This is a genomic window from Nonomuraea sp. K271 (assembly GCF_009908215.1).
Classification (GTDB): Bacteria; Actinomycetota; Actinomycetes; order Streptosporangiales; family Streptosporangiaceae; genus Nonomuraea; species Nonomuraea longispora.
This window is the reverse complement of sequence record NZ_JAAAHR010000009.1, coordinates 14,554-27,114: the sequence shown is the minus strand read 5'-3', so window position 1 is coordinate 27,114 and position 12,561 is coordinate 14,554. Positions and strand designations below refer to the sequence as shown.

Below are 12,561 nucleotides of genomic sequence, written 5' to 3'. Positions count from 1 at the left end.
CTCCGGCTGTGGGTCGGAGTAGCCACGGAAAAGGTCGAATGACAGAAGAACGCACAGTCGAGCCGCTGCTCGAACCCCGCGAAGGCATCCCGCCGGTCGTCGCGGACGCGGCCGGACTGGCCACGGTCGTGGAGCGGTTCGCCGCGGGAGACGGCCCCGTCGCCGTCGACGCCGAGCGTGCCTCGGGCTACCGCTACGGCAACCGCGCCTACCTGGTGCAACTGCGCAGGGCCGGCGCCGGCACCGCGCTGATCGACCCGGTCGGCTGCCCGGACCTGTCCGCGCTCGATCGGGCCGTGGCCGACGCGGAGGTCGTGTTGCACGCCGCCTCCCAGGACCTGCCGTGCCTCATGGAGCTGGGGTTCAGGCCGCGGGAGATGTTCGACACCGAGCTGGCCGGGCGGCTGCTCGGCTACGAGCGCGTGGGGCTCGGCACGATGGTCGAGACCGTGCTCGGGCTGCGGCTGGAGAAGGGCCATTCGGCGGCCGACTGGTCCACCAGGCCGTTGCCCGAAGACTGGCTGCGTTACGCGGCGCTCGACGTGGAGGTGCTGGTCGAGCTCCGCGACGTGCTCCACGAGCAGCTGGCGGAGAGCGGGAAGCTGGAGTGGGCGCGCGAGGAGTTCGCCGCCGTGCTCAACACCCCGCCGCCGGTGCCGCGGTCCGACCCGTGGCGCCGCACCTCGGGCATCCACAAAGTACGCAACGTACGCGCGCTGGCCATCGTGCGCGAGTTGTGGACCATGCGCGATCGCATCGCCCGCGAGGCCGACCTTGCGCCCGGCAGGGTGCTGCCCGACGCTGCGATCGTCACGGCGGCGCTCGAAGGACCCCGTACGAAGAAGGCATTGACCGAAATTTCGGCATTCACCGGGAGAAGTGCGCGACGGCACATGAGCGACTGGCTCGCCGCGGTGGCCAGGGCCCGCACGTTGCCCGACAGCCAGCTTCCCCAGCCCAGCACGCCGGGCGACGGGCCGCCGCCGCCCAACCGGTGGGCCGATCGCGATCCGGCCGCCGCCAAGCGGCTGGCGGCGGCGCGGGCGGTGGTTTCCACGCTGGCCGACGAGCTCCACATGCCGACGGAGAACCTGCTGCAGCCCGACGCCGTCCGCAGGCTGACCTGGGAACCGCCGGCCGAGATCACCGACGAGAGCGTGACCGCGCGGCTGCGAGAGCTCGGGGCGCGCGATTGGCAGCTCTCGCTCACCGCCCACCCCATCGCCAAGGCGCTGGCCCGGCTGGAGCCGCGCGGCGAGCGCTGAGCACGGGCGGCTCCGAGCGGGGCCGCCGACGGGCGCCCGGGCCTCCTGAGGGCCCGCGCCCCTTGACGCCTCGGGCCGCACAGCCGTACGGTTCGGGAAAGCGCTTTCCATCCGTTTGCCCTGAAGGGATCCTCATGAGCGTGCGCACCATAGGCGTCGTGATGAACGGCGTCACCGGACGAATGGGCTATCGCCAGCATTTGGTCCGGTCCGTTCTGGCCATCAACGAGCAGGGCGGTGTCACGCTCTCGGACGGCGCAAAGGTCAGGCTCAAGCCCGTACTGGTCGGCCGTAATGCCGACAAACTTGCAGACATTGCTTCTAAACACAACATTTCGGATTTCACTACGGAACTGGATGCGGCCCTCGCCGACGACGACAACCTCATTTACTTCGACGCCCAGGTCACCAGCGCCCGCGTCAAGTCCGTGCTCAAGGCCATCGAGGCGGGCAAGCACATCTACGCGGAGAAGCCGACCGCCGAGTCGACCCAGGAGGCGCTCGCGCTGGCCGAGGCCGCCGCGGCCAAGGGCGTCAAGAACGGCGTCGTGCAGGACAAACTGTTCCTGCCGGGCCTGCTCAAGCTGAAGCGGCTGATCGACGGCGGCTTCTTCGGCCGGATCCTGTCGGTGCGCGGCGAATTCGGCTACTGGGTGTTCGAAGGCGACTGGCAGGAGGCGCAGCGGCCGTCCTGGAACTACCGGGCCGAGGAAGGCGGCGGCATCGTGCTCGACATGTTCCCGCACTGGCACTACGTGATGGAGAACCTGTTCGGCCGGGTCGAGTCGGTCTATGCCAGGGCGGTGACGCACATCCCCGCCCGCGTGGACGAGCAGGGCGCCACGTACCAGGCCACCGCCGACGACGCCGCGTACGGGATCTTCGAGCTTGCAGGCGGTGTCATCGCGCAGATCAACTCCTCATGGGCGGTCCGGGTGAACCGGGACGAGCTGGTCGAGTTCCAGGTGGACGGCACGCACGGCAGCGCCGTGGCGGGCCTGCGCAACTGCCGCGCGCAGCACCGCTCGGCCACCCCCAAACCCGTCTGGAACCCCGACCTGCCGGCCACGGCCCGCTTCCGCGACGGCTGGCAGGAGGTGCCGGACAACGCCGAGTTCGACAACGGGTTCAAGGTCCAGTGGGAGGCGTTCGTCCGGCACGTGGCGGAGGACGCGCCCTTCCCCAACGACTTCGCCTCGGGCGCCCGTGGCGTGCAGCTCGCCGAGCTGGGCCTGCGTTCCAACGCCGAGGGGCGCAGGATCGAGGTGCCGCAACTGTGAGGATCGACCTGCCCGGCATCGGGGCGTACACCCTGAACGAGCGCACGTCCTGGCCGGTGCCGGACGCCCCGGCCACCAGCCGCGTCGTGTACGCCGCCGCGCACGTGGTGGCCGACCCGCTGGGCGACAACACGCCCGGCTCCCCCGCCGCCGTCGACTGGGAGGCCACCCTCCGCTTCCGCCACCACCTGTGGTCGTACGGACTGCGCGTCGCGGACGCCATGGACACCGCGCAGCGCAACATGGGCCTGGACTGGGCGGCCACCAAGGAGCTCATCCGCCGCAGCGCCGCCGAGGCGCGTACCGTCGGCGACCCCGCGACGCTGGTCTCCTGCGGCGCGGGCACCGACCACGCGCCCCAGGCCACCGACCTCGGCACGATCACGGCCGCGTACGCCGAGCAGATCGAGACCGTGCAGTCCGCCGGCGCCGGTGTGATCATCATGGCCTCCCGGCAGCTCGCCCGCGCCGCGAGCGGCCCCCACGACTACCACCAGGTGTACGGCAAGCTGTTCGGCCTGGCGGACCGGCCGGTGATCCTGCACTGGCTGGGCGAGATGTTCGATCCGCAGCTGGCCGGCTACTGGGGCTCGCGCGACGTGGCGGCGGCCACCGCGTCGTTCCTCGAACTCGTCCACGCGCACGCGCCCATGGTGGACGGTGTGAAGGTGTCGCTGCTGGACGAGGAGCACGAGGTGGGGTTGCGCGCCGCGCTGCCCGGCGGCGTCAGGCTGTACACCGGCGACGACTTCAACTACCCGTCGCTGATCAGGTCCGGCTCCCACGCGCTGCTGGGCATCTTCGACGCCATCGCCCCGGCGGCGGCGGCCGCGCTGCAGTCCCTCGACGCGGCCGCGGCCGCCCCTGACGACGCGGGCCGCGACCGGCTGCTGGCCTCGTACGACGAGATCCTGGCCCCCACCGTCCCGCTGTCCAGGAAGATCTTCGAGACGCCCACGTACCACTACAAGACCGGCATCGTCTTCCTGGCCTGGCTGAACGGTCACCAGGACGCGTTCGCCATGGTGAACGGCGCCCAGTCGGCGCGCTCGCTGCTCCACCTGTCGGAGGTGTTCCGCCTGGCCGACCAGGCGGGGCTGCTGGCCGACCAGGAGCTGGCCGTACGCCGCATGAAGGCGCTGCTGGAGGTGAACGGACTGTGAGCCTGTCACTCAACCAGCGGACGACGCAGCGCTGGACGGTGGCCGAGGCCGTGGACGGATGCGTACGGCACGGGCTGGAAGCGGTCGGATTGTGGCGGGAGGACGTCGCCGGGCAGGGCCTCGCGGAGAGCGTGAAGCTGGTCAGGGCGGCAGGGCTGCGTGTGTCGTCGCTGTGCAGGGGCGGATTTCTGACGGCCGGCGGGCTGCCGGGCGACGAGGGCCGCCGTGCCTTGGCCCGCGCGCTCGACGACAACCGGCGGGCCGTCGACGAGGCGGCCGAGCTTGGGGCGGCCTGCCTGGTGATGGTGGTGGGCGGCCTGCCGGGCGTGAGCCCGGGCGAGCCGCTGCCGGCAGGCCTCCGGGACACGCGCGGCGCTCCGAGGGCGGGCGGCACGGGTGACGGTGGCGCGGGCGGCACCGGCGGCGGGAGTTACGGCGGCGTGGCGGCGGGCGGTTTCTCGCGGGACCTGGCCGGGGCGCGGGAACGGGTGGCCGAGGCGCTGGCGGAGCTCGCCCCCTACGCCGGGGAGCGGGGCGTCAAGCTCGCTCTCGAGCCGCTGCACCCGGTCTACTGTCCCGACCGGGCCGTGCTGTCCACCCTCGGGCAGGCGCTCGACCTGAGCCTGGCCCACCCGGAGGAGCAGGTCGGCGTGGTGGTGGACACCTTCCACGTCTGGTGGGACCCGAGGCTGTCCGACGACATCGCCCGCGCGGGCCGCAGGATCGCCTCGTACCAGGTGTGCGACTACCTGCACCCGCTGCCCGCCGACGTGCTGCTCGGGCGGGGCATGATGGGTGACGGCGTGATCGCCTTCCCGCCGATCACGCAGGCGGTGCTGGCCGCCGGATACGCCGGCGACATCGAGGTGGAGATCTTCAACGCCGACGTCTGGGCCGCCGACCCTGACGAGGTGGTGACCATGATGAAGGCCCGCTACGAGGACGTGGTGCTCGCCACCCGGTGAGCGGCGTGTGCCGTCGTGTCAGGACGGGAGCGTGATCGTGCCCGCGGCGCCGTTGACCGTGATCTCCTGGCCCGTGGTGATGCGGTGGGTGGCGTCGGCGACGCCGACGACGGCCGGGATGCCGTACTCCCTGGCCACCACCGCGCCGTGCGACATCGAGCCGCCCATCTCCATCACGAGCCCGCCCGCCGTCAGGAACAGCGGCGTCCAGCCGGGATCCGTCGAGGGGCAGACGAGGATCTCGCCCGGTTCCAGGTGCGCGCCCATCGGGTCCATCACCACCCTGGCCAGGCCGGTCACGGTGCCCGCCGACGCGGCCGTGCCGGTCAGCGCGCCGTCCGCGGCGGGCGTGGCCAGCGCCTCGGGCTCGGTGCCGTCGGAAAGGAGCATCCTGGGCACGTGCCTGCGGCGCGACTCACGTTCGTGCGCTTCGCGCCGCTCCGCCACCAGCCCGCGCAGGTCGCCGCCGCCCAAGGCGGCCCTGGCCTCTCTCAGGTCGAGGAAGAACACGTCACGCGCCGCGTCCAGCACGCCGAGGCCGACCAGGTGCTCCCCCACCTGGAGCAGGCTCCGCCGCACCCCGGCGAGCGACTTGACCACGTAGAACTTGGGCAGCTCCCGCAACCCCGCGTACATCCGTGTGCGCCCGAGCGCGAACCGCACCACGGCGGCCCGCCACCGGCCCTTGCGCCCGGCCTCGGCCGCCACGCGGGCGATCGCCGTCTCCGCCTTACGTGCGCCGTTGGCGAACAGCGCGGCGGGCGCGAGGCCGGCGTCGGCGTCCATGCGCAGGTAGTTGGCGATCACGCCGAGGATGTGGCCGGGCTCCTCCGACCAGCGGGGCACGCCCAGGTCGATCTCGGCGACGCCGCGATGTCCGTACGTGTCCAGAAATTTCGTGATCTCCCGCTGGGCGATGGGCGGGAGCGTCCCAGCGCGGTAGCGGCGCACCAGCTCGGCCACCGGCTCCTTCCGGAACGGCTCCGGTTCGACGCGGGTGGACAGGTCCCACAGCTCCAGGTCCATCTCCGTGGTGGGGTTGTGCGGCACGCTGCGCAAAACGTCCTGCATGTCGCCGAGCGGCACACCGGAGAGCCTGGACGACAGCGCGAACAGGCCGTAGCCCGTGATCACGATCGGCATGATCGAGACGATGAAGGGGAAGGCGTTCACGAGCACGCGCTGGGCGTGGTCGAGGCGCTGCTCCGGGGTGGCGTCCGCCGGCAGCCGGAGCCGCCGGTCGGTGACCTCGCCGACGCGGGCGGTGTACGCCAGGGCCTTGCGCGGCCTGGTCAGCGCGAGCAGCACCCGTGAGGGGGCGTGGATGCGGCCGGCGAAGCGGCGCAGGCCGCGGATCACGGGACGGCGGGAGGTGTACGCCAGCGACAGCCGGGGATCCGTCACCAGCTGATCGACGACCGGGCCCGTACGCGCCTCGCCGAGCTGCAGCATGCGCGGCATGATGACGCGGCCGGCCTTGCTGCGTACGGCGGTGGTGAGGTCCACCCACAACCGCTGCCCCGACTCGGTCATGAAGGCCGGGCCGTCGAGGGGGTCGGCGGGACCGTGGCCGAACATCCCGGCCCCTCCCGAGGCGACCGCCTTGAGCGCCGACGCCCCCATGGGGGTGAGCGGCCCCATGACGCCCTGGGCGACGTTGAAGGAGAAGTACGCTCGCAGGCCGGGCCTGGGGTCGTCCGGCAGCGGGTAGAGGGTGGTGATCGGGCGCGCCTGGGTGAGCCAGAGCCGGCCGTCGTGGTCGATGGCCCATTCGGTGTCCTGGGGGGCGCCGTAGTGGTCCTCGACGCGGGTGCCCAGCTCGGCCAGGGCGAGCACCTCTGCGTCGGTCAGGCAGAGCTCCTCGCCGGGCAGGTCGCCGGTGGCCTCGACACGTTCCGTGCCGCCACCGGGCAGCGCGCGGATCGCCAGCCGCTTGTCGCCCGCCCGGCGTTCGAGGATCTCACCCCCGTGGACGGTGAAGCGGTCGGGGTTCACGGCGCCGGAGACGACGGCCTCGCCGAGCCCCGGGGCCGCGTCGATGACGGCCTCGCGCCGGCGGCCCGTGACCGGGTTGGCGGTGAACATGACGCCCGACACCCGCGCGTCCACCATCGTCTGGACGACCACCGCGAGCCGTACGGCGGCGTGGTCGATGCCGTTCGACTCGCGGTAGGCGACGGCTCGGTCGGTCCAGAGGGAGGCCCAGCAGCGGCGTACGGCGTCGGCCACCGCGTCCGCTCCCACCACGTTGAGAAAGGTGTCCTGCTGCCCGGCGAAGCTCGCGAACGGCAGGTCCTCGGCGGTGGCGGAGGAGCGCACGGCCACCGGCACGTCGTCCCCGAGCGCGGTGTACGCCTTGACGATCGTCTCGTGCACGGTCGCCGGCACCGGGGCCTCCAGCAGGTGCCGCCTGGCGCGCTCGGCGAGCCCTTCGCCGCTCGTCTCCAGGCCAACGGCGACCTGACGGTACGCCTCCGTGGTCAGCACCCAGCCTGGGGGCACGGGCAGCCCCGCCCTGGTCAGCTCGCCGAGGTTGGCGGCCTTGCCGCCCACCTCGGCGAGCATCCCCGCGTCGATCTCGGAGAAATCCAGTGCCGTGTTCATCAGATGCACCCCTGCCCTTCAGCGTCCTGACACGAGTGTCACGCTTTCCCGGCAAGAATTCAACACATGATGAAAGAAGTCACAGGGGCAGCGGCTCACCGTCCAGATCCCAGGCGGGATCGACGTTCGCCCCCACCAGGGCGAGCACCGTCGGAGCCACGTCGACCAGCCGGGGACCGCTCAGTCGACGTCCGCCCAGGTGCTCACCCAGCCGGCCGGCGATCACGAACACCCTGCGCTCCTCCTCCGAGTCTCCGCCGTGACCGCCCTCGTCCACGTGCCCGTGGTCGGTCGTGACGAGCACGGTCCAGCGCTCGTCCGCGTACGAGGGCCGGGCACGGACGGTGTCGAGCAGGCGTCCCAGGTAGGCGTCCTGGGTCTGCAGTGCGGCGGCGTACTCGGGGCAGTGCGGGCCGAGGTCGTGCGCCACGTCGTCGGTCTCGCCCAGGTAGACGAACACCGCGTCCGGGTCGCTCGTGGCCAGGTGCCGTCCGGCCGCGGCGGCGACCTGCGTGTCGGCCTCGGCCCAGCCGATGGCGTAGCCGTCGCGCACGAACCGGTGGCCGGCCGCCGGGCCGAACGCGCCGTGCTCGGCGAGCGCCGCCCACGAGAAGAAGGCGGCGGTGGACAGCTCAGGGCGGACATTCTGCGCACGAGTCAGAAAATCCGGATATTTCTGGAACTGGGGTGCGGCGAAGCTGTTGTCTACGACGCCGTGTTTGTCGGGCCAGGCCCCGGTGGCGATGGACGACCAGCCGGGCCCCGAGTCCGTACGCGACCTGATCGTCCGGCCGCCGGTCGCCGGCTCAGGAGCCTTGGGCACGACCTCGCCCGCCGACTCCGTACGCGGCGTGCCGGCCTCACCATAGGGGAGCATGCTGGTGCCGTACGCACCGGAGGCCATCAGCTCCGCCAGCACCGGCGCGCCCACGGCCTGGAGCCGGTCGAAGCGCAGGCCGTCCATACCGACAACGAGGACTTTGTTCTTGGATGCGGACATCCCCCTATCTAAGCGGTGAAACGTCGCACCCAGTCGGCCGCTCCCGGCAGGATCTCCTCGACCGGAGCGACCTGGGGATACCACGTGCGCTCCCACTCCAGCGACACCCAGCCGCCGTAGCCGGCGTCGCGCAGCAGCCCGCCCGCCTCGTCGAGCGGCACGGACCCGGTCCACAGGGGCACCGGCGTGGTGTCGTGCGCCGACACGGCGTCCTTGACCTGGACGTAGGCCAGGTGGGGCCCGAGCGCGGCGAGCGAGTCCGCCGGCGGCTCGCCGTTGCGCCAGGGGTGCAGCAGGTCCCACAGCGCGCCGGTGGTCTCGGGGCTGCCCGCCTCGGCGAGCAGGGCGGCCACGGCGGCGCCGGTGGCCATGGCGTCGTGCGTCTCGACGAGCACGCGGAGACCGAGGGCGCCCGCCGTACCGGAGACCGCCTTGAGCCTGCGGGCGCCGACGGCCGGATCGTCGCCGCGGGGGAAGACCCGCACGCCGGGAGCGCCCAGGTCGGCGGCGAGCCGCAGGTCGGCGAGGAGCACCTTGACGACGGGTTCGTCCGGTCCTGGCTCACAGATGCCGACATATCCGGCGAGGGCGGAGATCTCCAGGCCCGCCCGCTCCACCCGTTCCCGCACCGAGCGCCGCTCAGCGGCGTCCAGGCCGGAGTGCACGCCGGTGTCGGGGTGCAGGCGCAACTCCAGCCCCTGGCAGCCGCCTCCGGTCGCGATCTCGATCGCCCTGCCGAGCCCCTCGCCGGGCATGCCCAGCGTGCTGACCGCCAGTCTCACGTCATCCTCCGCACGCTCTCCCGCAGCACGACCTCGCCCGCGACCTGCTCGACCACGGCCGGATCTCCTTCGCCCAGCGCCAGCTCCAGCGCCCGGGCCCCCATGTCCTTCAACGGCAGGCGCACGGTCGTCAGCGCGGGCACGTGGTCACGCAAGGTGACGATGTCGTCGAACCCGGCCACCGAGACGTCATCGGGCACGCGTACGCCGCGTTCGCGGTAGGCCGCGAGCGCCCCGACCGCCATCACGTCGTTGACCGCGAACACGCAGGTCGCGTCGCCGGCCTGCGAGGCCGCGGCGTAGCCGCCGTCGCGGTCGAACGGCCCGTGGATCACCTGCGGCGCGGGCAGGCCCAGTTCCTCCAGCGCCTCGACGAACCCGGCGCAACGATCGGCCGCCGTCACCAGGTGCGGCGGCCCCGCCAGCACCGCGAAGCGGGTGTGCCCCAGGCCGGCCAGGGCCCGCGCCAGCTCGGCGGCGCCCTGCCGGTTGGCCGGCGCGACGGTGTCGACGCCGAGCAGGTCCTGGCCCACGCAGGCCGCCCGGCCGCCGCCGGCCTGGTATCGGGCCAGCTCGTCGCGCAGGCGCCCGGTGACGGCAGGGTCGGCGACGCGTGAGCCGACGAGCAGCACCGCTCTGACGCGCTGGGCGCTGAGCGTCGCGACGTAGGCGATCTCCTGCTCGGGGTCGCGATGCGTGGTGCCCACCATGACGAGCAGACCCTCGGTGGCCGCGGCCCGCATCGCCCCGTCGGCCAGGGCCGCGAAGTAGGGGTCGGTCAGGTCGTGGACAACGATGCCGATGACGTTGCTCGCGCCGCGGGCCAGCGTCTGGGCCGCGATGTTGGCGCGGTAGCCGAGCTCGTCGGCGGCCTGCTCGACGCGCGCCCGCAAAGCCGCGCCGACCTGGCGGGTGCTGCCGTTGAGCACCCGCGAGGCGGTCGCCAGTGAGACGCCCGCCTGCTTGGCGACGTCTTCAAGCGTGACCACGAGACCTCCTAGGAAAGCGGTTTCCAAGTCTGCCGGACCAGCACCTGGATCCGCATCCTACGGGTGGGCCGCGCTCGGCGGCCCACCCGGAGCGTGGTCTGTCCTGCGCCCAGGTCCTATGCCCAGGGGAACAGGATGTCGAGCAGTCCCTTGCTCTCCTCCTCGGTCGGCTCCGGGTCGGGCACCGGGGCCTGCGTCGTGGGCTGCGACGCGGGAGGCTGGTCCTGCGACTCCTGGCTGGTGTTCCGCGAATCCCGGTCCGGCCGCCTCTCGGTCGGAGTGTCGGTGTCCCGCATCTCATCCCGCGGGGCCAGGGTCGACCTGGGGCTGGCCTTGGTCGTCGGGTCGCCGATGTCGCGGGTGGGCGACGGCCGGCTCTGAGGCTCACGCGTCGCGCGGGTCTCCCCCTGCGGGCGGCTTTGCCGCGTCGGCTCCGTCTCGGTGGGCTCGTCCGTGGCCGTCTCGGTGGGCTCGGTCTCGGTCTCCTCCACCGGAGTCTCCTCCTCGGAGGGGACGGCCGAGTCGGACGGAGCGGTCACCTCACCGGCGCTGGCGCACCTGCCGCCGGCGCACGGGTCGTCGGAGGACGTACCGGTGAGCATCCAGCCCACGCCGACGCCGACCAGCACCACCGCGGCGGCCGCCACCAGCAGGACCCTGGTGCGGTGACGCACCTCGCCCTCGCCGCTGCCACCACCGGCGCCACCGCCTCCGCCGCGGGAGGAGCGCCCCCCGTCGCCGGAGTCGTCGGTCCAGCCTGAGCCGAGGAAGCCGCGCTTGGGCTTGTCGTCGTCCAGGTCGTCGGCCTCGTACCCCCGGTCGAGCGGGAGGTAGGGGGAGTCGTCGTCGGGATGGCGGGAGCCGCCGCGCTCGTCGAGCACCTCGTGCGGACCGCTGTGCCCCCCGAAGTCGTGCGGACCGCTCGGACCGCCGAAGTCGTGCGGACCACTCGGACCGCCGAAGTCGTGCCCGCCACTGGGCCCGCCGAACTCGTGCGGGCCGCTCGGGCCGCCGAAGTCGTGCCCACTGGGACCGCTCAGCACGTCACGCTGGGAGTCACTCCCGCCGCCCAGCACGTCATGGGGATCACTGCCGCCGCCCAGCACGTCACGCGGAGCGCTTCCCCCGTCGAGCACGTCATGTGAGCCGCCTGTCCCGCCGGCGTCGTACGCCGGGGACGTCCCGCTGAGCACGTCATGGTGACCGGGGTCGTCAAGGACGTCACGCCGCTCGATCAACTGGGGCTCGGCGCCCTTCTCCAGCGGGAGGATGTAGGTCTCGTTGCCGACCACCTGGATGGCGGGTTGTTCGTCGGTGTCCTCAGTGCTCCACCGCGGAGACAGCACATCACCCGTCATCTCCGGGTTCAACGACCTACCCTGCCCATCCTCGTATGGCCTGTCGTTCTCGTCGCGCGCCACGATGGAACCTCTCTAATACGAATACGACCCGCCCTTTCCTAGCAGACACGACCACCACTTGTCCGGAAATTTCACATGTTTCCCTAAAAACACGCTGTGTAACGTGCGTCCCTGTCATGCCACGTACGAGCGGACGAAGCCCCTCAGCAGCCGTGGTGGTGGGCGACGCCGGCGTCGACGACGGCGCTCCCCGGTGAGGCGGCGCAGGCCTGGACGGCACTGGACGGCGGCATCGAGGACTCCATCCAATGAGCGCGAATCACGGGCGTCGCTACGCCGGGTGACGCCATCATGACGGGCATGCTGTTGACCGAGATGGCGCCCCCTCCAGGCGCCGAGCAGGTGGCCGGGCTGCGGGCCCGCGCCAGGGCCGCCCGCCACCGCGCCTTCGTCGCGCTGTCCACCTCGATCGCGGTGCTGGCCACCGCCCAGTTGCTCGCCGACCGGGCTCCGACCAGGGAGCAGACGGTGCCGCTCGCGGTGCTGTCCCTGGTGGCACTGGTGGCGGCGCTGCCCACGATGGCCGTCACCCAGTACGCGTGGGGCGTGCGGGCCCGCCTGGTCCGGTGGCGCGAGCACGAGCTGTACGGCGCCGCGCACTCGGGCGGGATCCGGCCGTTCAGCCGGCTCGCCCTCGCCGCGGGCTGGGCGGTGACGCTGCTGCTCGGCGGCACCACGCCGGGCTTCTTCGACCAGGCCGCCCTGTACTCCGTCGCCGACGACCTGAGCTGGGCGGTCGAGGCGCTGGCGGTGACGAGTTGCGGGGCCGGGGTGTTGTTCCTGCTCTGGTGGGCCCGCGACGCGCTGTGGCTGCTGGCCCGCGCCCGGCGTTCGGGCGCCTCGCCGGGGGACCCGTGGGATCCGGGCCACGGCCCCCGCCCGCGCACGGGCACGCTGCGGACGGGCGCGCTCTGGGCGGGCGCGGCGGTGGCGGTGGCGGCCCTGCTCGCGGCCCGCGCCCATCTGTGGGAGCCGGCGACGGCGGCGGTCTACGCGCTGCTGACCGCCGCTCTTGTGCTCGGAGTAGTTACCGACGAGTAGCATAGGCGCGGAACCCATCCAGCCAACGAGGAGCGAATCCGTGCCTTCCTC

10 protein-coding genes are annotated in these 12,561 nt (G+C 72.6%); 5 read left to right on the top strand and 5 right to left on the bottom strand.

Annotated elements, in window-relative coordinates; genetic code table 11:
- Positions 1-38: 38 nt before the first annotated feature.
- From GUY59_RS04775 to GUY59_RS04760, 4 genes are all read left to right on the top strand, one after another.
- Positions 39-1,265 (top strand): ribonuclease D, encoded by a 1,227-nt coding sequence (locus GUY59_RS04775; protein WP_138204523.1) that lies wholly within the window; start codon positions 39-41, stop codon positions 1,263-1,265.
- Between the two features lie 134 nt (positions 1,266-1,399).
- A complete protein-coding gene (locus tag GUY59_RS04770; RefSeq protein ID WP_138204525.1) occupies positions 1,400-2,545 on the top strand; it encodes a Gfo/Idh/MocA family protein in 1,146 nt (381 codons plus the stop codon).
- On the top strand, positions 2,542-3,708 hold the full coding sequence (locus GUY59_RS04765) for a dihydrodipicolinate synthase family protein (protein ID WP_138204527.1): 1,167 nt from the start codon (positions 2,542-2,544) through the stop codon (positions 3,706-3,708). Before GUY59_RS04770 ends, GUY59_RS04765 begins: the two co-directional genes overlap by 4 nt.
- A complete protein-coding gene (locus GUY59_RS04760; RefSeq protein WP_138204530.1) occupies positions 3,705-4,673 on the top strand; it encodes a sugar phosphate isomerase/epimerase family protein in 969 nt (322 codons plus the stop codon). The genes GUY59_RS04765 and GUY59_RS04760 overlap by 4 nt, the downstream gene beginning before the upstream one ends.
- A gap of 18 nt (positions 4,674-4,691) precedes the next feature.
- Here the strand turns inward: GUY59_RS04760 and GUY59_RS04755 are convergent, their stop codons facing one another.
- From GUY59_RS04755 to GUY59_RS04735, 5 genes are all read right to left on the bottom strand, one after another.
- Positions 4,692-7,277, bottom strand: coding sequence for a PEP/pyruvate-binding domain-containing protein (locus tag GUY59_RS04755; protein ID WP_138204532.1), 2,586 nt, complete (start codon positions 7,275-7,277; stop codon positions 4,692-4,694).
- A 79-nt stretch (positions 7,278-7,356) separates the two neighbouring features.
- Entirely contained in the window at positions 7,357-8,277 is a 921-nt protein-coding gene (locus GUY59_RS04750; RefSeq protein ID WP_138204534.1) for an alkaline phosphatase family protein, read from the bottom strand.
- Positions 8,278-8,285: 8 nt separating this feature from the next.
- A complete protein-coding gene (locus GUY59_RS04745) occupies positions 8,286-9,059 on the bottom strand; it encodes a sugar phosphate isomerase/epimerase family protein (protein ID WP_138204536.1) in 774 nt (257 codons plus the stop codon).
- Positions 9,056-10,048, bottom strand: a complete 993-nt coding sequence (locus GUY59_RS04740) for a LacI family DNA-binding transcriptional regulator (RefSeq protein ID WP_138204538.1) — start codon at positions 10,046-10,048, stop codon at positions 9,056-9,058. The genes GUY59_RS04745 and GUY59_RS04740 overlap by 4 nt, the downstream gene beginning before the upstream one ends.
- A 116-nt stretch (positions 10,049-10,164) precedes the next feature.
- Entirely contained in the window at positions 10,165-11,406 is a 1,242-nt protein-coding gene (locus GUY59_RS04735) for a hypothetical protein (RefSeq protein WP_138204540.1), read from the bottom strand.
- Positions 11,407-11,769: 363 nt separating this feature from the next.
- On the opposite strand from GUY59_RS04735, the gene GUY59_RS04730 reads away from it, so the two are divergent.
- Positions 11,770-12,510: a hypothetical protein gene (locus GUY59_RS04730; protein WP_138204542.1), complete on the top strand. Its 741-nt coding sequence runs from the start codon at positions 11,770-11,772 to the stop codon at positions 12,508-12,510.
- Positions 12,511-12,561 lie beyond the last annotated feature (51 nt).

Bases quoted from the DNA above. Each gene is read 5' to 3' on its own strand.
- GUY59_RS04775 (WP_138204523.1), top strand. From the start codon at position 39: ATGACAGAAGAACGCACAGTCGAGCCGCTGCTCGAACCCCGCGAAGGC.
- GUY59_RS04770 (WP_138204525.1), top strand. From the start codon at position 1,400: ATGAGCGTGCGCACCATAGGCGTCGTGATGAACGGCGTCACCGGACGA.
- GUY59_RS04755 (WP_138204532.1), bottom strand. From the start codon at position 7,277: ATGAACACGGCACTGGATTTCTCCGAGATCGACGCGGGGATGCTCGCC.
- GUY59_RS04750 (WP_138204534.1), bottom strand. From the start codon at position 8,277: ATGTCCGCATCCAAGAACAAAGTCCTCGTTGTCGGTATGGACGGCCTG.
- GUY59_RS04735 (WP_138204540.1), bottom strand. From the start codon at position 11,406: ATGACGGGTGATGTGCTGTCTCCGCGGTGGAGCACTGAGGACACCGAC.
- GUY59_RS04730 (WP_138204542.1), top strand. From the start codon at position 11,770: ATGCTGTTGACCGAGATGGCGCCCCCTCCAGGCGCCGAGCAGGTGGCC.